The sequence below is a fragment of the Arthrobacter gyeryongensis genome (assembly GCF_039543785.1).
In the GTDB taxonomy this organism is placed as follows: Bacteria; Actinomycetota; Actinomycetes; order Actinomycetales; family Micrococcaceae; genus Arthrobacter; species Arthrobacter gyeryongensis.
Map to the genome: position 1 here is coordinate 313200 of NZ_BAABKK010000024.1, position 21548 is coordinate 334747.

Sequence of the window (21548 nt, forward strand, 5' to 3'; positions counted from 1 at the left end):
GGCTACGTGGAGTTGTGATAGCAGTCTCGCGGTGGCACAGCCTAGGGCCCTATGGCCCTAACCGCCCCGGCCGTGCATCTGACACCGTGAAGACCAGCACCGTGACGACCAGACAGTCCAGGCGCCAGAAACGCGTGCATTCGGCACGCCGTCGAACCCGGAAGAGGCAAGCCCATGGAAACCGGAACCCCCGTCACCGCAGCGTCAGGCGAAGACTTCGAGCTGTTGAACCGGTATTGGTCCGCGGCCAATTACCTCACGGTGGCCCAGATTTACCTCCAGGAAAACCCTCTGCTGAGAGAGCCGTTGCTCCCGCGCCACATCAAGCCCCGGCTCCTGGGCCACTGGGGAACCAGCCCCGGACTGTCGTTGATCTATGCCCATTTGAACCGCCTGATCAGGCGAACCTCAGCGGAAGTCTTGTTCGTCGCTGGTCCGGGCCACGGCGGTCCCGCCGTCGTCGCCAACGTCTATCTTGAGGGCACCTACTCGGAGATCTATCCCAAAGTGGGGATGGACCTCCAGGGACTCCGGCGCCTTGTCCGGCAATTTTCGACGCCGGGCGGGATCGCGAGCCATGTCGGCCCGGCCACTCCCGGATCAATCCACGAAGGAGGCGAGCTTGGCTACTCCTTGATGCACGCCACAGGCGCGGCCATGGACAACCCTGGACTGATTGTCGCTTGCGTCATCGGCGATGGCGAAGCCGAGACCGGCCCGTTGGAAGCATCATGGAAGGCGCCATCCTTCCTCAATCCGGCCCGGGACGGCGCCGTGCTGCCGATACTCCATCTGAACGGATACAAGATCTCCGGCCCGACCGTCCTGGGCCGCAAATCCGACGAGGACGTCGAAGCGCTGCTCAGTGCCCATGGCTGGGATCCGGTGACCGTCTCCGGCGAGGACCCGGTGCTTGTCCACCGCGCCTTGGCCTCCGCGATGGACGAGTCTTTTGGGCGCATCCGCGAACTGCAATCCAAGGCGCGTAGCCAGGGCGTGCACGGCCCGGCGCGATGGCCTGCCATCATCCTGCGGACGCCAAAAGGGTGGACCGGGCCAGCCATGGTGGACGGGCTTCCCGTCGAAGGAACCTTTCGCTCCCACCAAGTGCCCTTGGCAAACGTTCGCGAGAATCCCGAACACCTGGCGCAGCTTGAGGCCTGGATGCGCTCCTACCAGCCGGTAACTCTCTTCGACGACGCGGGCCGGCTCGTCTCCGAACTGGCCGCGCTAGCTCCGGAGGGAAGTCTTCGCATGGGCGCAGCCCGTGCGGGCCGGGGCTGGACCGGGAACGTCCTTGAGATCCCCGAGCTGGAACAGTACGCGGTACCGGCGTCCCCGCGAGGGTCGATCGTCCACGAAACCACCCGGCCGCTCGGGGAACTGCTTCGGGATGTCTACATCGCTACGGCCTCGGATCCGCGGTTCCGGCTCTTCTGCCCGGACGAAACCAACAGCAACCGGCTCGGCGCTGTCTTCGAGGCCACCGACCGCTGCCTACTGGAACCTGCGCGAGCCGGCGATCATGCCGTGGCCGAAGACCATGTCTCGCCGGGAGGCAGGGTCGTGGAAGTCCTGTCCGAACACCTGTGCCAGGGTTGGCTGGAGGGATACCTCCTCACGGGCCGCCATGGACTGTTCGCCAGCTATGAGGCCTTCGCGATGGTCAGCGCGTCGATGACCGTCCAACACGCCAAATGGCTCCAGCATGCGAGGGAACTTGAATGGCGAGCCCCCGTGCCGAGCCTGAACATTCTCCTGACCTCCACCTGCTGGCGCAACGACCACAACGGATTCAGCCACCAAGGGCCCGGACTGATCGACACGGTGCTGTCCCTGTCGGGCACCGTCACCCGCGTCTACCTGCCACCAGACGCGAATACCCTCCTCGTCACTGCCGACCACATCCTTCGCAGCAAGGACTACGTCAATCTGGTGGTCGTCGACAAACAGCCGCACCCGCAGTACCTGACCTTGGAGGAGGCGAGGCGCCACGCCGCGGCAGGAGCGTCCATCTGGTCTTGGGCCGGGAACGAGCGGCCCGACGGCGCCCGGGCAGTGCCCGACGTCGTCCTGGCCTGTGCAGGGGACATCCCCACCCAGGAGACGCTGGCCGCAGCCTGGTTGCTGCAAGAGCATCTGCCCGGACTTGTGGTCCGCGTTGTCAACGTCATGGATGCCATGGTCCTCCCGCCCCGCGACGCCCACCCCCACGGACTGTCCGGTGAGAAGTTCGAAGAGCTGTTCACGGCAGACGGAGAAGTCATCATGGCCTGGCATGGCTACGCCCGGGCCCTGCACCAACTCCTGCATGGAAGGCCCCGCCCGGAACGGTTCCATGTCCGCGGCTACAACGAACAAGGAACCACAACCACCCCCTTCGACATGGTGGTCCTGAACAAGATGAGCCGCTACCACCTGGTCCTCGAAGCGCTGCGTCGCATTCACCGGCAGCTCGGGGGCGCGGATGAACTGGTGGACTTCTGCCGCAGGCAGTTGGACGCACATGCGCGATACATCCGGGATCACTTCGAAGACCTCCCGGAAATCCGGGACTGGGTCTGGTCGCCGCACCTCACCTAGCGGTCGGGAAAGGAAGCTGCCGTCGAGGAGGAGTGCGGAAAACTGTGACCCAACAACCAGCCGTGAATCATCCCGACACCGACGGGACCCGCTCCCCCGTCGGATCCGGGTTGTCTGGCGCCGAGGTCATGGCCCGGACGGAAGCTGGACTGGCCAACACCGTTTCCGACGCTCCAAGCAGAACGCTGGGGCAAATCTTCCGGGCAAACCTCCTGACGCTGTTCAACGCGATCGTGGGCTGCAGCTTCTGCCTGCTGCTTCTTCTGGGCCAGTGGAAGGATGCGCTCTTCGGACTGGCAGCCGCGGGCAATATCCTCATTGGTGTCGTTCAGGAATACCGGGCCAAAAAGTCATTGGATCGCCTCGCCATTCTCAACGCCTCCCCCGCCCGGGTGGTTCGCGACGGCACGGCGCAGGATATTGACCTGCAAGACGTCGTCCGCGACGACGTGCTTCTGCTGCGAGTCGGCGACCAGGTGCCCGCGGATGCTTCCATCATCGACGGCGAAGGCCTGGAACTTGACGAATCGCTCCTCACCGGCGAATCACATCCTGTGAGCAAGGGACCGGGATCCGAGGTGCCCTCCGGCTCCAGCGTCGTCGCCGGGCACGGCAGGGCCCGGGTGGTCCGCGTCGGCGCCGACTCCTTCGCCAGCAAACTGACCGCCGGGGCCAAACGCTTCTCCATGGTCAACTCCGAGATGCGCAATAGTCTCAACAGGATCCTCCGTTGGATCACCTGGCTTTTGCCGCCTGTCATGATTCTTGTCATCAACGGGCAAATGCAGGCGAGCGGTGGTTGGGAACAAGCCATCACAACCGGAAGCTGGAGGACCGCTTCCGTGGGGGCGGTCGCGAGCGTCATAGCCATGATCCCGCTGGGCCTGGTGCTCCTCTCCAGCGTCGCTTTCGCTGTCGGCGGGTTACGGCTGGCCCGTCAGAAAGTCCTGATCCAAGAGTTAGCGGCCGTGGAAGGCCTCGCTCGCGTGGACGTGTTCTGCCTGGACAAGACCGGGACCCTCACCGAAGGCAAGCTCGTGTTCGACGGCGTCCACGAGGCCGGTGCGTCGCCGAAGCCCGGCTGGAGGCAGGTTCTAGGCTGGTTCGGAACCGACCCGCAGGCCAATGCCACCGCCCGGTGCCTTGCCGGCGCCTTCCCCTCGGGCACCAGCCTTCGCCCGAGCTCGACGGTGCCGTTCTCTTCTGCACGGAAATGGAGTGCCGTCAGCTTCGGCTCAGACCAATTCGTCGGCGGCAGCTGGGTGCTGGGCGCTCCGGAGATTGTCCTTCGAGAAGACACCCCGGACACAGCTCGCGTCGTTGAGGCAGCAGGCCGCTTGGCCTCAATCGGCCTGCGCACCATGGCCCTGGCCTACTTGCCCGGCCCGTTGCCCGTACGGGACGCAGCGGAGGATCAAGCCCCGGACGGTTGTGCCCCCGTATGTCTGCTGACCTTCCGGGAGAGCGTGCGCCCGGACGCTGCAAAGATCCTTGACTATTTCCGTGAGCAGAACGTGGAGGTGAGGATCATCTCCGGCGACGATCCCCGCACCGTTGCCGCCGTCGCCCGCGAGGTCGGACTGGACGCGGAAAACGGGTACGACGCACGGGAATTGCCGGTAGATCCGGACCTGATGCTCGAAGCGCTGGAGAACAACGTGGTATTCGGGCGGGTCACCCCGGAACAGAAGAGGGACATGGTTCTTTCGCTGCAGCGGGGAGGCCATACTGTCGCCATGACCGGGGACGGGGTCAACGACGCACTGGCACTCAAGGAAGCGGACATCGGTATCGCCATGGACTCGGCCGCGCCCGCCACCAAGGCAGTCTCCCGACTTGTTCTTCTGGACGGACGCTTCGACAGGCTTCCCGGCGTGGTCGCGGAAGGCAGGCGGGTCATCGCGAATATTGAATGGGTTTCGGTCCTGTTCCTTAGCAAGACCGCCTACGCCATCGCCCTCTCCGCCACCTTCGGAGCACTCTTGTGGGACTTCCCGTTTCTGCCGCGCCAGCTCTCCGCCACAGACGGCCTCACCATCGGAATTCCGGCGTTCTTCCTTGCGCTCATGCCCAACAACCGCCGCTACGCCCCGGGATTCCTCAAGCGCTCCCTCTCCTTCGCCGGGCCAGCCGGGCTCGTCGTCGCTGCGGCCGTCTTCGCCATCAACCTTTATTCCACGGCTGTCGGCGGCCACACAAGCAGTGCCACCCGCACGGCTTCCGTTCTCACGCTTTCACTTACGGGTCTGTGGATACTGGCAGTCATTTCGCGTCCGCTCAACCTGCGACGCACAACCATCATCGGAGCGATGCACCTGGGCCTGGTCTTTGTGCTGGCAGTGCCCTTCCTCCAAGACTTCTTCGGCTTGGAATGGCCCCGGAACGATCTTCTGCTGACGGCACTTGGAAACGCGCTCGGCGGAATCCTCGCTATCGAAGCCCTTCACCGGTGCCAGAGGCGGCGAAACGCGCGGAAGTAGCCCCGCACCCCGCGTCAGCCCTGCTCACTGCCGGCGCCTTAGAGCAGCCCGGCGAGCCGCGAGTTCTGTTTCGTCGATCTCTCCCCGGGCGAACCGCTCGTTGAGGATGCGCTCGGAATCATCGGGTGGCCCCTGGAGACCCCGTCCGCCCGAGTGGTTCCCCCGCAGCAGGAGGACCACCAAGGTGGCAATGCCACCCCAGACCAGCAACATCATCAGCCCCATGGCGATCCAGCCGCCGATGCCGATGTTTCCACCCCATCCCCACATCATGGCCAATCTCCCTTTGAATTCGATTGCGTACCTGTGTCCAGTGTCGCCCGTTTCCGCCCCCACCCACAGGGCATTTAGTCACACCGCCGGGCCTTTCGGCCCTACAGCAGGAGAAGGTCGCTCAATAGGCTGCAGGGAGTTGCGGGTCTGCATACCCGCGATCGTGTGCCCGGACGATCGAATAGAGCTAGACGAACATAGGAGCAGACATGTCACTCCCCAGCATGGACGCAGGCCGCGTTGACGGCGGACTGCACGTCATGGAAGAACTCAGCCAGGAACAGTGCTGGGATCTCCTGCGCTCAAACACCACCGGCCGTTTCGGCTTTGTCCAGCAAGGCCGCGTGGTGATCCTGCCTGTGAACTATCTGGTCGACGGCCAGTCGATCTACTTCCGCACGGCCGGGGATGGTTCGATTGCGGAGTCAGTCCCGGCGCCTGAATCGTCCTTTCAGATCGACGATTCACGGCCCGATCGCAGCGAGGGTTGGTCTGTGCTCGTCAGCGGGGCTTCGTCCCGTGTTGAGGACCAGGATCTACTGACACGGCTTTGGGGAAAGGTGATGGCCGAGCCATGGGCCGGCGGTGCACGAAACCTCTTCATCCGGATCCAGGCACACAGAGTCACCGGACGCCACGTGCACCTGGAGTGACCCGCATTTGGAGTGAGCCTGGAGCCATTCCACGTTCAAGCATCCTCACGGGCAAGGAGACCATGGACACCGCGGAAGAAATCATCATTGGCTACGACGGGTCCGCCGCAGCTGTCCCGGCAGTCCGTTGGGCTGCCCGTCAGGCGGCTCAGCGGAACTGCGGACTTCACTTGGTCCACAGCACCCTGTGGCCGGCAATCACCCGCGATCTGGGTCCCGTGCCAGGCGTCGAAGGCAGCGGGTTGCGACGCGCGGCCGAGGACATTCTTGCCGAGGGCGTGGCACGGATCCACGAAGCGGTTCCTGGATTGGCTGTCAAGACGACGCTGTTTTATGGGTGGCCGGCCGAACACCTCAGGAAACTCTCTTCCGGCGCCGAATTGTTGGTCGTCGGAACCAGGGGCGCGGGGGGTTTCATGGGACTACTGATCGGCTCCGTCAGCTTGGAACTCGCGGCAACAGCCGATTGCCCCGTCGCTGTCATCCGTGGCGGAGAACACCTGGGCGGTCCAGTTGTAGTCGGCGTCGACTTCGACGACTGGGAGCTACCGCTTCGGCAGGCGTGCAAGCTGGCCGCATTGGCCGGTGCGGCCCTTCGGATGGTGCACGTCCGGAAGAAACACTGGTTTCCGCGCCCTGTCCCTGCAGCGGGCATCTCGGCTCAAGGCCCAGAGGAACCCCGGGTCCAGGCGCTTCTTGATGCCGCGGAGCGGAGCGCCCACGAAACATTTCCGGGCCTTGATCTCGACATAAGATCACCGATCGGCACGTCCATCCCTGGCTCAATTTTGGCGGAGGCTGAAGATGCCTCCATCATCGTCGTCGGGACCCAGGGCCACGGACTCATTCGGGGCACCATCGGTTCGACCGCCCACGCTGTGCTTCATCACGCCACATGCCCGGTCCTACTAGTGCGTCGACCCAGCCCAGGCCCCCGATGAATCAGATATGTCCCGGTGAATCAGATGTGTTCAGTACAAGTCGCCAGGGGCCAGCTCGTCATTCTCCGGTCCCCGGTGAATGCGCCTCCCGGTGATGGACGTCGGGACGATCTCAACGAAAACCCGCTTTTTTGTAGAGGTCAATTGTTGGCGGGGAATCCTTTCAGCGGCTTCAATCTCGGCACCCGACTCAAGTTGCCGTGCCTTGCCTTTGACCACGACGCTCCAGACGGATTGGCTACCGACCCCGTCGGTCTCCAACGCAACTTTGTCATTGATCGTGAGTGCGAACAGCTTCTCCCCGGGATTCGTGCGGAGGAGGATTTTTCCGTCGTGGGCGACGAAGTTGATCGGATAGATCTCCGGTTCGTTGGCGATGCTTAGTGCCAAGCGCCCCAACGTAGAACCCAAAAGGATATTCCAGCATTCTTCTTCGTTCAGGACTTCCACGGGGTTTGCGGTATCCGGTGACATGGTGGGTCCTTTCGATGGTCGGCATTCCAAGCCATTCCAGCATGCGCGCGGCCGGCGTCATCCAATAGGGCCCTTGGACCCGTGTCTATTGGCCGGAAAGCTTGTAGCGTCATTCATAGGAAGGCTTCCCGTAGAAGGTTCGTCTTTCATCGAAAGAGGCCGTGATGCTCGGAATAAGGATGCTCGGAATAAAACAGGCGGATACCGGAATCTATTTCCAGTGGGGTGATTTCCTGATCCAATTCGGCAATCTGTTGGTCATTGCCACGATGGTCGTGCTTTTCATTCTCGCTTTGGTTCTTCCATTTCCGAGTGGAAGGAAACGGAAATGACCGCCGACCACGGCCCGGTTTCGACTGCCGACGACCGTGAACCACGATTCTCCACCTGGACAGGAAGGGCCCGGGGCTGGGCGTTGCGCCGGCTACCGCAGGACAAGCTGCTTCCCGAAGGCCAGCCGAGTTACGTGTCATCCTGGATTTACGTCTTCGGCATGGGCGCCGTTGCCGCGTTCGTCTACATCCTCGCTTCCGGCGCCGTGCTGGCCTTGAACGGACCCACGTGGTTCCATGCCTCGGCCTTTGGGCGTTTCATCAACAGCACCCATCTGTGGAGCGTTGAACTGTTCTTCATGTTCATGGTGATCCACCTCTGGGGCAAATTCTGGATGGCTGCCTGGCGGGGCGGGCGCGTGCTGACCTGGATCACCGGGATGGTCGCGTTCGTCGTCTCAATCGTGACTGCCTTTACCGGATATCTGCTTCAAACCAATTTCGACTCGCAGTGGATTGCCTTCCAAGCCAAAGACGCCCTCAATGCCGTCGGTGTGGGCGCATGGTTCAACGTCGCCGATCTGGGCCAGATACTCATGTGGCACATCACGCTCCTCCCGCTGGCCGTCGCCGTCGTTGTCGCCCTCCATGTTGTTCTCGTTCGGATGCACGGCGTAGTGCCCCCGTTGGAGGCTGCGGAATCTGACGCCCAGCTGCGCCCAGCGGCACCAAATCCGGCTGTCGAGAGCGAGGACACGAAGTGACCAAGTCCCTAGCGTCAACCTCGTGGCGCGCAAGAAACGACATCGCCAGCAGGCCATGGCCCGGCACGACGCGCGAATACGACCTGTTCAAGGAACTTGCTGTCGGGCTGGTGGTTGTTGGCCTGCTTGTCCTGGGACTCTCTGCGGTTTTCAGCTCGCCGGACGAACCCACGGTGACCCTGAAGTCCTGGGCCATGGCCGACCCCGCTGACTTCGTGGCGACAGCCACCACGGAACTCGGGGGCACCAGCGGCACCGCAGGGTATGGACCGCCCTACAACTCGACGCCCGATGCCACTCAAAGGCTCGGCCCGATTGACCTGCAAAGCCTTTCCGGCGTACGGCTTCCGATCGACACAGCGAACGACTTCGTCATCGGACCGCTCCAAACCCTACCGGCGCCTCCGGCGGCGATCGACGAATGGACGAAGGCAAGCGACGCCCAGCACACCGCCTGGACCACCGCGTACGGGGACGCGCTCAGCAAAGCCACGGACAACGACCCGGCGAAGGTTCCGCCCGGCGACTACGGCCCGGTACCGGCCCTCACCGGAGCCCTTCTTGCCATGGCGCAGCAAGGGACCCTTGATCCGGTGCTGAGCGCAAAAGGTTCGTTCTATAACACCGATTACAAAGCCAGCATCTTGTTCCTCGGCGACGGCAGCTACTTCCCCGACCTCGCTGACGCCCAGCATCTGACCGGCGACCAGTGGGGAATGATGAATGAAACCGGCAACTACCCCGGCCAGTCATGGTTGTGGCTCTTCTCGGCCCTCTACCAAGTGGAACCTTTCAAGTCATCGCCTAACGCCGATGTCCTCGTCGTGTTTTCCATGGTGATCCTGACACTCCTCCTGACCCTGGTGCCCTTCATCCCCGGGCTCAGGTCGCTGCCCCGCCGCATCCCCGTGCACCGCCTGATCTGGAGGGACTACTACAAGCACCGCTAGTCCCGCCTGCGATCACTTGAAATTCGCTTCATCGAGTGCAGCCTGCAACGAGTTGAGGTAGCCCTGGCTGGTGTAGGTTGCACCTCCCACAGTGTCCACGTTCGCTGACTGGCTCGATAGCACCTCGGATTTGAGCATCGGCACGGCCTGCTGGTCGATTTCACCGGACAGGGACCCGACGTCGGTGAGCTGCAGCGGTACCACGTCGGCGATCTTGCCGCCGGATATCACGGCCTGGACCTGCACCGTGCCGTATCGGGTCTGGATCCGGCTGCCGTCGAAGGTTCCGTCTTTCGCACCGGAAGCGGCCGGCCCCGCGGGACCGGAGCTGGTGCTTCCCGCCGTCGGGCTGCCCGGTCCGGTTGGCTTTCCGGCGCCCGACGGCGGACTGGCCGCCTTCGCGGTAGTGCCTCCCGGTGCGGAATCCGCTTGGTTGCCGGCCTGCCATCCAATCAGAAGGACGGCGGCGGAAGCGAGGCCGGCAAGTACGGCGCTACGTGCTCTCACCAGCTAAACCTTTCGTAGTGGATCCGGAACCGGGGTACGCCTGCCCGTTTTGCGTCCTCGACCACCAGGTCGGTCCAGTCGCGCGGACCGCACACGAACACGTCGGCGTCCCGGATATGCGGAACGATCGTGGACAGGCTCATTCGATGGCTCGCCTCGCGGGCAGGCAGCCAGCTGTCGTTCCCCCTCTTCGGACGACGCCCCAGAAGGACGTAGAGCGTGGCAGATTTCCTGTTGCACAGTCTCTGAAGTTCCTGGTAGAGGTAGAGCCCTTTTTCGTTCGGCGCCCTGACTATCACCGTCATCTCGCCGGGCCCAAAATCCCCCTGCTCAAGCAGCGAGATGATGGGGGTTATTCCGATGCCGGCTGCGACGGCGACCGCCCGGCGGGTGGTGCGGGCCCGGTCCGTAAAGAGCCCATAGGGCCCCTCGATACTCACCCTGGTGCCAATCCTGAGGGAACCCAGCTCAGCGGTGCCACCTCCCAGCTCACGAACGGTCACTTTCAGGCGAAGGACCCCCGGGGCCGCCGAGAGCGAGAACGGGTGGGCATGCCACCAGAGCCCTCGCGACCAGAAGCGCCAGATGAAGAATTGGCCTCCGCGGACCTTCAGGTCCGCTAGCGAACGTCCAGTCATCTCGATGGAGTACACCCCGGGCGCCTCAGTGACGATGTTGCTGACCCGAAAGTCGTGGCGCAGAGTCCGCAACACGGGAATGATGAACCGATAGATGAGCAGTGCGGCGGCTACCCCGAAATAGAGCGCCAACCAGTAGTAGCGCGCCCACGTTCCATCAGCGAACAGTTGCCCGGTGCTGAACTGGTGCGGCAGCGCAGCCAGCACGGCAGCGTATGCCAGGAAGTGGACAACGTGCCACACTTCGTAGGAAAGCCTCCGCCGGACAAGGACCAGCGAGGTGACCGCCACCACCGCCAGCAATCCATACCCTAGGTAGGCGATTTTCATGTCCGGCAGCGAGATGAACATGTCCCACATTTCTGCGAAGACATTCAATCGCGACGTCAGCGCGTAGCCGATCCACAGCAGAAGCACATGTGAGGAAACGAGGTAGAAAACGGGTTTGCCCATGCGCTGGTGGACCAACAAGGCGCGGTCGTGTCCAAATGCCCGGTCAATGACCGGAAGCCGCGCTGCCAGGAGGAGCTGGATCAGCATCAAATCGGCCCCCACGAGTCCGGCGATGATGCCGACCGCGGTAAAAACGCCCGGGACGGTCTTGAATTCCACCAGTCCGCTATCCGCCAGAAACAGTGCGAGTACAAGGGCCACCGACAACCAGACAATCGTCTCCAACAAGTCGGCCAAACGGGCCCGGCGCAGATAGCGCGCCCGTTGCGGCACCCGCCGCTGACCGGTCGGCCGGCCGGTTGCTCCAGCCCGGGCCGTCATCTAGTCTCTCCCGCGGTGGCACATGGTCTGCTCATTCCGCAATGCTAGGTTCGGGTTCTTAGAACATTCTTCGAAGCCTGGAAACCGCGGCGCGAACCTTGGACCCGGCCGCGGACGAGTTCCCGGGATTTCGTCGGATCGTCGGCAGATGCACAATGATGACCGCTCCGGATGGTTGCGTGCCGATTTCCACCCGGCCGCCGTGCTGCGCGGCCACTTCAGCCACGAGCGCGAGTCCGAGACCGTAGTGGCGCGGCGCGGCGCCGTCCCCTGCCGTGGCGTCTGCAGGCGCTGAGGTTGCAAACCGTTCGAAGGCCCGCATCTTGACATCGTCCGCAAATCCGGGCCCGTCATCGCGCACCGTGATGACAAGCGACCTAACGTCGCTAGAGACACCCACGTCCACGCGTGACCCGGCGAACCGGACGGCGTTGTCCAGCAACGCCACGAATAGCCGGCGCAGCGCCGTCGGTACAGCGGCGATCTCCACGGGGCCGGCTATTCCGCTTCGTTCAACCGTGACGCCGCGGCGCGCGGCCTGGACCGAAAACGACTCGACGACGTCGTCCGCCAGCGCCACGACATCGACGTTCGTGAACTCGGCCTTCCGCGAATCCGCAGAGATGAGCAGGTCTTCGAGCAATCGGGTCAGTGAACGCGAATCTTCGATCATGGCGTCCACATCCGCGTCAATGTTCAGCATCGGTTCCTGCGGCGAAGAGGAAGCCATGCGTCGTTTCAGCATTTGCGCCCGCATACTCAGCAAGGTCAGCGGCGTGCGCAGTTCATGGCTTGCATCTGCGACGAATCGCCGCTGCCGGTCGAGCGCCTCGGCCATGGGCCGCATGGCTCGCCGGGCCAACCACACCGCCAGAAGGCTCGCCACCACCACTGCTCCCCCGCAGGTCAACAACAGGGCCGCGCCCAGCCGGTTCAGTTCCTCCAGGCTCTCATGACGATCGAACACCGCTTGGACTATCCGGCCATCGGAAGCAGCGGTACGGACGATGTACGAGCGGCCCGCTATCGAAACGTCTTCCTCGGCGGCGACCCTGTTGGCCGCGACAGCCTCCATCGCCTTCACATCCGGCAGCCCGGTTGGCATCCCCGGGGACACCGTCAAAGTGCCTTGGTTGGATATCGCCAGCCGGGTTCCGGCGGGGGCGTCCACGATTGAATCTACGTGCTCCGTGGCGGTGGTCAGGAGGCGTTGGGCTGCGCTGGCCTGGCTCGTATTGACAATCAAAAGTACCGATCCGGCAATCGCCACCAGTAACAACACCAGCAAAGCACCGGTCTGCCGGGCCAGCCGCCAGGAGGACCGCTGCAACTCCCCCTCGGCTTGGCCCTTCATGCGAGAGTGCCGATCCTGTAGCCGACGCCATGGATCGTGCGCACGCTGCCCCGTCCCAGCTTCCGCCGGAGGTAATGGACATACGTATCCACCACCCCTGCTTCTTCAGCGTTCGGAAAGACATATTCGAGAATCTCGTCGCGGCCGAACACCCGGTTCGGCCAGCGTGCCAGTTCCTCGAGCAGGGCGCTCTCCCTTTCGGACAGCACCACGACGGAACCATCGGGGCGGATTACGCTGCGTGATTCGAGGTCAAAACGTCCACCCGTGATCCGCAAAGTCGTCGCGGCGGCGATATGCCGGCGTCGTAAGGCACGCAAACGCGCCAAAAGTTCATCGACGTCGAAGGGTTTGGCGAGATAGTCCTCCGCTCCGGCGTCGAGTCCCTCAACCCTGTCTGCAGGATTGCCCAACGCGGAGAGTATGAGGGCCGCGGTCTCGACGCCCTCCCTGCGCAATTTCGTCAACAGGTTCAATCCGTCCATGACGGGAAGGCCCCGGTCCAGAACCAGCACGTCGAATTCCTCGGTCAGGGCAAGGTGGAGACCCTTTTGTCCGTCCGAAGCGCTGGAAACTTCGTAGCCTTCGCCGGCGAACAACTCTTCCAGCATCGCTCGAAGCTGCACGTCGTCCTCGACCAAAAGAACGCGCGGCTTCATCTCATTCATAGTCGGAGTATAGGCGTCGGAGCTGGGGCCAACGGCGTCACTTGCGCAGCCTGAGTGCTTGTGTTGGGCAGAGCGCTACTGCGTCCTGGGCCGCGTATTCCAGGTTCTGGGGGATCGCGATTTCGGACCCGCCGCGGCCCGCCGGGTATCCCCAATCGTCGCGTGTGAGTAGTTCCGGAAGTAGTTCGATGCAAAGGCCCCGGCCGTCGCAACGGGTCCAGTCGATGTGCATTGTCATCTTTCGGCCGGTCATCGCAGCGCCTCGCATCGCCCGTGCAGGTGTGCTTCGACGTCGGAGCCAAAAGCCATCAGGGCGCTGAGCGCAAGCCGGGCTGTCCCGTCTGGATGGGCGCAGCTACCCCGGCCGGTTACCAACGCGGCAAGCCGGCTGATCTCCTGCGGAAGTTTCCCTTTGGTGTCCCCGTAGGCCAGACGCGCAAAGAGGCTCGAGACGGCAGGTAGGCCGTTGGTGCAGGGACCACACTGGCGTGCCGATTGGCCCGCGAGGTAGGTCAGAATGTCAGCAGTGGCTGCGAGGCCACACGACCCCGACCCCAGCATCATGATGATTCCGGCACCGGTCCGGGCACCCACCGGGGCCAACCCTTCCTTTGAGAAGGGTGCGTCGAGCTTGTCCGCCGCGAGCCACGTGCCGTGGTATCCGCCCACGAGGGCTGCACGGACAGAAAGCACATCGACGCCGGTACTCACGAGGATCTCTGTCAGGCGCACACCGGTCGGGATCTCGTAGACCCTTGGTCCGGCCGTGTTGCCGGACAGGGTGATGAGCCGGGTCCCTGGGGCGGAACCGGTTCCAACGCTGCGGAACCAGGCCGAACCGAAGCGGGAGATCAGTGCGAGGTGGCCAAGTGTCTCTACATTGTGGACCAGTGTCGGCCGGCCATTCAGGCCGCTGTTGGTCAGCCGCCCTATTCGATCACGCGGGATAGGCAGGCCGCCGGAGATTGCGCTGACCACCGCCGTTCCTTCTCCGGAGATAAACGTATCGGGCGCTTCGTGCAGGCGTATGCGTGCCTCCCCACGCTCTTTCAAGGCACGGGCGACGGGCGCTAGCTGAGCCGCGCCGGCGTAGAGATGCAGTTCCTTGGCGCCCAGGCTCTGGCCGGCGATCAAGGTGCCATCAATCACCAAATGGGGGGCACTGTGTAGCAGGGCCGCGTCCTTCTGGCTCAACGGTTCGCCTTCCGCACCGTTGGCGATGATCACCGGCCGCCGGCCGTCCACCGGGACTGACGCCAACTTTTGCCAGGCCGCAAATCCGGCCCCTCCACGGCCATCGAGCCCGGACCGCAGCAATTCGTCAATCAACGGCGCACGGTCCATTGCCGGAAGCGGACCAAAGGCTGCCTGGTGGCTGGCGAAATCAGCTGAACCTGCGGCGAACAACCGCGATGTCCCGGCAGGGCCGGCAACCTGGCCGCGGACGCTGATGGTGACTGGATCCGATGTCATCGGGTTTCCTGGCGGCGCACGTTCCGATATTCGACGAAGTCCTCGTGCAGCCTCCACGCGATCGCCCCTGCAACTGCTATCACGCAGGACCCCGCAAGGACGAGGAACCAGGCATCACGACCGTTCGTGCCGTTTCCGATTGCATGAAGCACCGACACGGGCCACATTGCGTAGACCAGCCAGTGCACGGCTTTGAACATCTTGGGACCGATCCTGTTGCGCAGCAAAGCTGTGATCGTCACGACGATCAGGAGATCGAAGGCTATCGTCCCAAGTCCGAGCCAGAAGGGCTTGTATGCGCCCAGGAAGGGAACGAAGAAGTCGACCAGCCTCAGTTGGGCAAAAGGATCAAGGAGCAAGGACACAATATGGACCACGACAAACAGGAGCGAAAAGAGCGAGACATTGCGGTGCACCAACGTGACTGCAAACCGCGGGATCCCCACGACGGTCCGCCCCGACCGGACGCCAATACCCAGCAGGACGGAGAGCGTCAGAAGCACAATAGCCACGACCCCGGAGCCACGGCCCACCGCCCAAAGAGCCTGATCGAACACCGTGTTCATGATCGGCCCGCCATCCCATCCGGAGGCCAGCCACCGAAAGCGGATACTTTGCCTGCGCTGTCAACCAAGCGGGCAGGCATGCCTAGTTCCCTCAACCACGACGGCGCGCGGCGCCCTCGCACCACGCATGCCGTGGAGATTGCATTGGCGTCCGCGCAGCTTTCCGCCGCCACCGTGACCGTCCGCCAAACGGGCTCCGCAGGCAATCCGGTGTGCGGGTCGATGATGTGGTGGACTTGCCGGCCGTCATGGTTCCACCTGCGCTTTTGCGTACTCGACGTGGCCAATGCGTAGCCGGAGCTCAGCCGGACGCACCCGGAAGGATCGCCCGGCAAATCCTGGACCAACACCACCCACCCCTCCGGCGGAGCCTCCCCAGCGGTGGCCAGATCGCCGCCAAGGCTCACCATCGAACCGCAGCCAAGTGTTGACGAAATCCTGTGCGCAGCCCAGTCGGCCGCCAAAGCTTTGCCGATTGCACCAAAGTCGAGCAGGAAGCCTTTGGGCACTTTGAGCCTGTTTCCGGTGAGTACTATCCGGGTCCGCGCCGGGGCCATTGTTGTCACACTCATTGATCCCCGTGTCTCCGCCCCCGGGCTGTGCGGCACATCGAGAAGAGCGAAATCGCGGTCATATCCGAGGCCAAGCAGCGCACTCCCCAGCGCCGGGTCCACGTCCCCGTCGGTCATTTCCGCGGCAGCCAATGCGCTGCGGACGATGGCAGCGAGCACATCGCTGATTTCCCGGCCGTCGGCTAGCTGACTCCCGAGCGTCATGAGCTCCGAATCGTCGCGGAAACGGCTGCACGCCATCTCAACGTCATGGCATACGGCTTTGCTTAGATCGACGGCTTGGCCGAGCATCGATGGTTCGGTGACGATGACACTGGCCTCGGTGCTCCATAGCTCCCAGCGTCGCGCCGCCGTTACCATCAGGATCCTGACGTTCGGCCCTGCGGGGCCGTTGATCCGGGACCGATAGGCTGCACCGGCGAGGTGGATGGGTAGTGGTGGCGCGAGCCATAGTTCGGAGTAATCGACTGCCCGGTGTTACCGGAAGACGTGTTGCCGGAAGACGTACTATCCGAAGACGTAGTGCCTGCCGCGGCGGGTGCCGAGACTGCCGCTCCCACCACCACGGCGCCCACCACGCTCGCGGCCCCCACCCACGATGTCACTTGACGGGCGATCCTGTGGCCACTGTCCCTGGAGTTCATGGCAGCCTCCTTGGCTGGTGCTTGACCGGTGTCGCTGCGTCAATTGTAGGATCGCCAGAGTTAGCCTCGGCTAAGCGTTTCCTGTATAGAAGCTGTGTAGAAATGCTGAACCGTATGCACGAACCGCGCCGGAACACAAGGGCCTTTCGACCATTCAATACTTTGTGAAAACTGCATACGTTTGTGGTCATGGACACCGTCATCCAGACTGTCGACCTGCACAAGAACTTCGGGCGGGTCAAAGCGCTCGACGGCCTCGATCTTGAGGTCCGCGAAGGCGAGATCCACGGCTTTCTCGGGCCCAACGGCGCGGGGAAGACCACCACGCTGCGCATCCTGCTCGGGCTGGGCCGGCCGTCGTCGGGCAGCGCGACGGTCCTGGGCATGCATCCCTGGGCGGACGCCGTCGAACTTCACCGCCGCGTCGCAAGCATCCCGGGAGACGTGAGCCTCTGGCCCAACCTTTCGGGCGGCGAGGCCATCGATCTCCTCTCCCGCCTCCGCGGGGGCGCCGTTGACCACGCCGCGTACAAAGAGCGCAAGCATCAACTGTGCGAGCTCTTCGACTTCGACCCGGGCAAAAAGGGTCGTGCCTACTCGAAGGGAAACCGCCAGAAGGTCGCGCTCATCTCCGCCCTCGTCATAGACGCCGAGCTGTATCTCCTGGACGAGCCCACGAGCGGCCTCGACCCGCTCATGGAGGCCGTCTTCACTCGCGAGATCCGGCGGATCGTACACGAGAACGGCGCAACGGTCCTGCTCTCGAGCCATATCCTCTCCGAGGTCGAGCAACTCGCGGGCCGCGTGAGCATCATCCGCGCAGGCCGGATCGTTGACGGAGGCACGCTCGACGCCCTGCGCCACCTCACCCGCACGGAGATCTCGTTCGCCCAGGACAACGTGGACGCACACGCCCTGGACGGACTATCGCAGGTGCACGACCTCACCGTGGCCGACGGGCGCGTCAAGTTCGGCGCCGATTCGGACCGCGTCCACGAGGTCCTGCCCCTTCTGGGCTCCCTCGGGGTCAAAGGCCTACTGGTCGCGCCCCCGTCGCTCGAAGAGCTCTTCCTGCGCCACTACGGCGACACGGTCGCCCCGCCTACCACAAAGGCAGCGGACGACGGCGGCACCCACCATCGGCGCCACCGCGCCGCAGCGGGAGCCTGAGATGGGCGCGCTGTGGATCCTGTACCGTCAGAGGTTACGCAGGGACCGCTGGCAGGTGATTGTCTGGGTGCTCTCAATCGGAGCCCTCGCGCTGTTCGCCGTCGCGGCCATAGCGAAGACCTTCGGCGACGACGCGACGCGCGCGCAGGTGCTGCAGCTCGCGACCGCGGCTCCCGCGATCCTGGTGCTGCGCGGCCTCCCCCGCGGTCCGGCGCTCGATTCGTTCACGTTCTTCGAAATCTTCGCATTCCTGGGCGTCCTTGCCGGACTCATGAATACGTTCTTGGCCGTCCGGCATACCCGGGCAGAAGAGGAATCGGGCCGGGCCGCGCTCATTTCCGCGACTGCGGCCGGGCGATGGGCGCCACTCGGCGCCACTGTCCTTCACGGCGCCGTGGCTAACGTGCTCGTGGCGGTCGCGACGGCACTCGGCTTCATGGCCGGAGGGCTTGACCCGGACGGCTCGCTTGTAGCCGGCTTCGCGACGGGCGCCGTGGGTTTCGCCTTCCTTGGCGTGGGCCTTTTGGGCGCCGAGTTCTTCAGCACGTCGCGCGGGGCAAACGGCATTTCGTCGGCCCTTGTGATGCTCGCTTACCTGCTACGCGGCTTCGGGGACGCGACGGGACAAGCCGGTCCCGATGGAATGACCATGACGGCCGCATGGCCGAGCTGGATCTCCCCCATCGGCTGGGGCCAGCAAACTTTCGCCTACACAGGCAACCGATGGTGGCCATTGCTCCTTCCCCTCGCACTCTGGGCGGCGTGCACCGCCGTCGTCGTTGCCGTCATGGCTCGCCGTGACGTCGGCGCTAGCGTGCTCGCGGGACGATCCGGGCGCGCTGACGCCCGGCCCTGGCTGCGCGGGAGCTTCTCGCTCGCGCTGCGCTTACAGCAGGGAGCGATCATCGGCTGGTGCATCGGCGGCCTCGCGACGGGCCTTCTCACGGGCTCGCTCGGGTCCGCGATCCAGTCCTCGATCACCTCCAACCCCCAAATCACTGCCGTGCTTCGCGGCATGATCGAGGCGCAGGGCACGTCAATGACCCAGCTCCTCGTCGCGGCGCTGTTCGAGGTAGCCGGAATACTTGCCGCGGCGTGCGGTCTGCAGGCCGTCCTTCGCCTCCGACAGGAGGAGGTGGCCGGAACCGCCGAGCCCGTGGTGTCCGAGGCCGTGGGCCGGATGCGCTGGCTGGGCAGCTTCCTCGGACTCGGCACCGTCTCGGTCGTGCTCGTGATGGCGTTAACCGCCCTCGGGGCATGGGCCTCCCTTGTCGCCTCCGGAGACACCTCAGGCGCCGCGAGCGACGTCTGGCAGACCGCCGTCGACCAGATCCCCGCGGCACTCATCTACCTCGCCCTGCCCGCCGCAGTGTTCGTCATCTGGCCCCGAGCCACCATCCCTGCCGCGTGGGCGCTTCTGGGCGTCGGCGTCGTCCTCGGGGTCTATGGTGGCATCCTCGGCTTTGACCAGAAGATCCGGGACCTCTCGCCGTTCACCCATACTCCCGTTACCACAAGCACCGGGACCGACTGGAGCGGCGGCTTCTGGATGCTCGGCATCGCCGCGGTCCTCACGGCGCTCTCGCTCGCGGCAGTGCGCCGCCGTGAGGTGGGCACGGCGTGACAGACCACGGTACCGCCAGGATGCCCGCGGCCGCCGAGACGTCCGCGGCCGTTCTCACGGCCGCAGGCTTCCCCAAGATGCCCGCCCGTGCCCTCATGGCCCTTGTGGTCTCCAACGACGGCTGGCTGACAGCAGCCGAGCTCTCCGAGAGGCTGGGCGCGAGCGCGGCCGCCGTCTCCGGCGCCGTGCGATACTTGCAGACGGTCGGCTTCGTCCACCGGGTCTCGCAACCCGGCAGCCGGCGCGACCGCTATGCCCTTCCCGACAACGCCTGGTACGTCGCCTCGCTCCGGCAGAACCCCGTCTACGAGCGCCTCGCCGACCTCGCCGACTCCACCGCGTCGAGCCTTCCGGAAGGATCGGCGGCCAAGGCAAGGGTCACCGAGATGGGCGCCTTCTACCGGTTCCTCATGACCCGGCTGCCCGGCCTCCTCGATGAATGGGAACACTCGCGGGTCAGGGTCTAGGCTCCTCTGGCATTGCCTGCGCCTCAAGCTTGGGGCGGATACGGCTGCGGCGGGTTCGGCGGATATGGCGGCGGATATGCTTGCACCAGTCGGTCGAAGCGCTGGCCACCGGGATTGGCCGGTAGGAGCACAAACACGAGGAGCGCGATCCATCCGAGCACCGGGACCAGGGCGAGCAACAAGAACAACGCACTGAGATTCGCGTCGTGGAGGCGCCGCGCGGCCAAGGCGAGCGAAGGCACGATCGTCGCCAGGAACCACAGGCCGCCAAGGGCCGTCGAGGTGCTCGTGTTGCCGTTCCCAGTCGCTCCGGCCGCATTGATGACTCCTGAGACGATGGCTGAAGCGAGGAACCACCACCAATACTCGCTGCGGCTGGCCCGCCCGTGGAAGATTGCGTATTTCTTCCAGAATCGCTTGACGGCTTCGATCGGCGGGGCTCCATAATAAGGCAGCTCAAGCGGGACTCCACCCGGCGGAACATTCTGAGACTGATAGCTGGACATCATTCAAGACCTTCCATGCAGACTTATTCGACACCGGCATGCTAGGCGTGTTCCGGCCTGTCAGAACAGGGCACAAAGCCCCGCCTTGGACGAGGGACCAGCCTAGGATCCGCGGGGGCGTTTTGTCGCTGGGCACGGCGCCCGCAAAAGCTTCGCTTGCAGGACTTCCGGCCCTGCCGGGCCGGGCCAAACGAGCAGAAAATGGTGCGAACAGCACCCGGACTGCGGGAGCCACATTTCATAGAGGCGGACAGAGTCATGAAAAAACCAATCGTTGTCGGCGTCGTTGACACCCAGGCGAGCCGGGCCGCGTTGGCTTGGGCGATGGACCGGGCGGCACGACGGAAACTATCGGTGCTGCTGGTTCACGCGGTCGACACTCGATGGCTCGACGAATCGGACAGTTCGAGCGAGGTGGTCAGATCCGCAGCAAACGAGCTGCTGAGCAAGACGGCAGCATATGCAGGCGAAATGGAGCCGTCGGTCCAGGTAAAGACTTTGCTGTTCTCCGGTAGCCCCGGGCAGGCGCTGAGGAAGCACTCGAAAGGGGCCTCGATGGTTGTCATCGGAACCGGGCATAACTGGCCAGGAGGACCCGTGGCTGACAGGGCGCTGCAAATCGCCGCCGTCGCGCTGTGCCCTGTGGCAGTAGTCGGGGAGCAGGATATGACGGGTCGCCGCGGCATCGTTGTCGGCTCTGACGGTTCCGAAGAATCCACGCAAGCGGTTTCCTTCGCGGCCGAGGAAGCGGACAGGGACAACCAGGAGCTGACAGTAGTTCACGCCGTGCCCGCCCCACCGCTCATTCAGCGCGTCATGCCGGCGGCCGACGTTGCCGAGACCATCTTGGAAGAAGAAAAAATCGTCCTCGCCGAGACCGTCGCCGGTCTGGCCGAAAACTACCCTGACATGGTTGTCCATCAGGTACTGGTGTCCAACAACGAACCGGCGGAAGCACTCCTGGACGCCGCCGCGAACGCCACATTGCTGGTGCTGGGAAGCCGTGGAAGAGGCAGTTTCAAACGCCTCCTCATGGGATCGACGGCCCACACCGTACTCAGGTCCCTGCCCTGCCCAACCGTCGTTTGCCGGGTGCGGCGGGTGAAACTCACGCGCTAAACAGCTAGCCCAGTCACTACCAGCCGCCGGAGTGTGCACCATGCCTGAGAACCCATCAACCGCAGCGGACAAGGAT

The 21548-nt window shown here is 64.1% G+C and carries 22 protein-coding genes; 10 read left to right on the forward strand and 12 right to left on the reverse strand.

The features are described from left to right. Positions 1–174: 174 nt before the first annotated feature. Together ABEA18_RS17265 and ABEA18_RS17270 are read left to right on the forward strand one after the other, a co-directional pair. Positions 175–2583 carry a phosphoketolase family protein gene (locus ABEA18_RS17265; RefSeq protein ID WP_345451104.1) on the forward strand — a complete coding sequence of 803 codons (2409 nt, stop codon included), beginning with the start codon at positions 175–177 and terminating at the stop codon, positions 2581–2583. A 44-nt stretch (positions 2584–2627) separates the two neighbouring features. Beyond that, positions 2628–5063 carry an HAD-IC family P-type ATPase gene (locus ABEA18_RS17270; RefSeq protein WP_345451106.1) on the forward strand — a complete coding sequence of 812 codons (2436 nt, stop codon included), beginning with the start codon at positions 2628–2630 and terminating at the stop codon, positions 5061–5063. A gap of 24 nt (positions 5064–5087) precedes the next feature. On the opposite strand, the gene ABEA18_RS17275 is transcribed toward ABEA18_RS17270, so the two are convergent. Beyond that, positions 5088–5336 (reverse strand): SHOCT domain-containing protein, encoded by a 249-nt coding sequence (locus ABEA18_RS17275; RefSeq protein WP_345451108.1) that lies wholly within the window; start codon positions 5334–5336, stop codon positions 5088–5090. A 209-nt stretch (positions 5337–5545) separates the two neighbouring features. Here ABEA18_RS17275 and ABEA18_RS17280 point away from each other — a divergent pair, with 209 nt between their 5' ends. Next, the gene (locus ABEA18_RS17280) at positions 5546–5989 is read left to right on the forward strand and encodes a pyridoxamine 5'-phosphate oxidase family protein (RefSeq protein ID WP_345451110.1); all 444 of its coding nucleotides are present in this window, start codon (positions 5546–5548) and stop codon (positions 5987–5989) included. 62 nt (positions 5990–6051) lie between these two features. Then, complete coding sequence (locus ABEA18_RS17285; protein ID WP_345451114.1) at positions 6052–6930, forward strand: universal stress protein; 879 nt, start codon at positions 6052–6054, stop codon at positions 6928–6930. Between the two features lie 30 nt (positions 6931–6960). Here ABEA18_RS17285 and ABEA18_RS17290 read toward each other — a convergent pair whose 3' ends face one another. Next, a complete protein-coding gene (locus tag ABEA18_RS17290) occupies positions 6961–7404 on the reverse strand; it encodes a pyridoxamine 5'-phosphate oxidase family protein (RefSeq protein WP_345451116.1) in 444 nt (147 codons plus the stop codon). A gap of 328 nt (positions 7405–7732) precedes the next feature. On the opposite strand from ABEA18_RS17290, the gene ABEA18_RS17295 reads away from it, so the two are divergent. Both ABEA18_RS17295 and ABEA18_RS17300 read left to right on the forward strand, forming a co-directional pair. Beyond that, positions 7733–8440: a cytochrome b N-terminal domain-containing protein gene (locus ABEA18_RS17295; RefSeq protein WP_345451118.1), complete on the forward strand. Its 708-nt coding sequence runs from the start codon at positions 7733–7735 to the stop codon at positions 8438–8440. Further along, positions 8437–9390 carry a hypothetical protein gene (locus ABEA18_RS17300; protein ID WP_345451120.1) on the forward strand — a complete coding sequence of 318 codons (954 nt, stop codon included), beginning with the start codon at positions 8437–8439 and terminating at the stop codon, positions 9388–9390. The genes ABEA18_RS17295 and ABEA18_RS17300 overlap by 4 nt, the downstream gene beginning before the upstream one ends. 12 nt (positions 9391–9402) lie before the next feature. Here the strand turns inward: ABEA18_RS17300 and ABEA18_RS17305 are convergent, their stop codons facing one another. The 9 genes from ABEA18_RS17305 to ABEA18_RS17345 are packed head-to-tail and all read right to left on the reverse strand — an operon-like array spanning position 9403 to position 16586. Then, a complete protein-coding gene (locus ABEA18_RS17305; RefSeq protein WP_345451122.1) occupies positions 9403–9897 on the reverse strand; it encodes an FMN-binding protein in 495 nt (164 codons plus the stop codon). Beyond that, on the reverse strand, positions 9894–11309 hold the full coding sequence (locus ABEA18_RS17310; RefSeq protein WP_345451124.1) for a ferredoxin reductase family protein: 1416 nt from the start codon (positions 11307–11309) through the stop codon (positions 9894–9896). Before ABEA18_RS17310 ends, ABEA18_RS17305 begins: the two co-directional genes overlap by 4 nt. Positions 11310–11367: 58 nt before the next feature. Beyond that, positions 11368–12663, reverse strand: a complete 1296-nt coding sequence (locus ABEA18_RS17315; protein WP_345451126.1) for a sensor histidine kinase — start codon at positions 12661–12663, stop codon at positions 11368–11370. Further along, on the reverse strand, positions 12660–13331 hold the full coding sequence (locus ABEA18_RS17320; RefSeq protein ID WP_345451128.1) for a response regulator transcription factor: 672 nt from the start codon (positions 13329–13331) through the stop codon (positions 12660–12662). The genes ABEA18_RS17315 and ABEA18_RS17320 overlap by 4 nt, the downstream gene beginning before the upstream one ends. A 37-nt stretch (positions 13332–13368) precedes the next feature. Further along, the gene (locus tag ABEA18_RS17325) at positions 13369–13584 is read right to left on the reverse strand and encodes a ferredoxin (RefSeq protein WP_345451130.1); all 216 of its coding nucleotides are present in this window, start codon (positions 13582–13584) and stop codon (positions 13369–13371) included. Continuing rightward, on the reverse strand, positions 13581–14804 hold the full coding sequence (locus ABEA18_RS17330; protein ID WP_345451132.1) for an NADH-ubiquinone oxidoreductase-F iron-sulfur binding region domain-containing protein: 1224 nt from the start codon (positions 14802–14804) through the stop codon (positions 13581–13583). Before ABEA18_RS17330 ends, ABEA18_RS17325 begins: the two co-directional genes overlap by 4 nt. Then, on the reverse strand, positions 14801–15370 hold the full coding sequence (locus tag ABEA18_RS17335; RefSeq protein ID WP_345451135.1) for a ferric reductase-like transmembrane domain-containing protein: 570 nt from the start codon (positions 15368–15370) through the stop codon (positions 14801–14803). Before ABEA18_RS17335 ends, ABEA18_RS17330 begins: the two co-directional genes overlap by 4 nt. After that, positions 15367–16302 (reverse strand): FAD:protein FMN transferase, encoded by a 936-nt coding sequence (locus ABEA18_RS17340; protein ID WP_345451137.1) that lies wholly within the window; start codon positions 16300–16302, stop codon positions 15367–15369. Before ABEA18_RS17340 ends, ABEA18_RS17335 begins: the two co-directional genes overlap by 4 nt. Continuing rightward, on the reverse strand, positions 16302–16586 hold the full coding sequence (locus tag ABEA18_RS17345) for a hypothetical protein (protein ID WP_345451139.1): 285 nt from the start codon (positions 16584–16586) through the stop codon (positions 16302–16304). Before ABEA18_RS17345 ends, ABEA18_RS17340 begins: the two co-directional genes overlap by 1 nt. A 189-nt stretch (positions 16587–16775) precedes the next feature. Here ABEA18_RS17345 and ABEA18_RS17350 point away from each other — a divergent pair, with 189 nt between their 5' ends. Genes ABEA18_RS17350 through ABEA18_RS17360 form a run of 3 tightly spaced genes read left to right on the forward strand, consistent with a single transcriptional unit; the run spans position 16776 to position 19847 of the window. Continuing rightward, entirely contained in the window at positions 16776–17756 is a 981-nt protein-coding gene (locus ABEA18_RS17350; protein ID WP_345451141.1) for an ABC transporter ATP-binding protein, read from the forward strand. Position 17757: 1 nt separating this feature from the next. After that, complete coding sequence (locus tag ABEA18_RS17355; RefSeq protein WP_345451143.1) at positions 17758–19380, forward strand: ABC transporter permease; 1623 nt, start codon at positions 17758–17760, stop codon at positions 19378–19380. Further along, on the forward strand, positions 19377–19847 hold the full coding sequence (locus ABEA18_RS17360) for a GbsR/MarR family transcriptional regulator (protein ID WP_345451145.1): 471 nt from the start codon (positions 19377–19379) through the stop codon (positions 19845–19847). Before ABEA18_RS17355 ends, ABEA18_RS17360 begins: the two co-directional genes overlap by 4 nt. A 23-nt stretch (positions 19848–19870) precedes the next feature. Here ABEA18_RS17360 and ABEA18_RS17365 read toward each other — a convergent pair whose 3' ends face one another. Next, a complete protein-coding gene (locus ABEA18_RS17365; RefSeq protein ID WP_345451147.1) occupies positions 19871–20353 on the reverse strand; it encodes a DUF805 domain-containing protein in 483 nt (160 codons plus the stop codon). A gap of 258 nt (positions 20354–20611) precedes the next feature. Here ABEA18_RS17365 and ABEA18_RS17370 point away from each other — a divergent pair, with 258 nt between their 5' ends. Beyond that, entirely contained in the window at positions 20612–21472 is an 861-nt protein-coding gene (locus ABEA18_RS17370) for a universal stress protein (RefSeq protein WP_345451149.1), read from the forward strand. Positions 21473–21548: the final 76 nt, after the last annotated feature.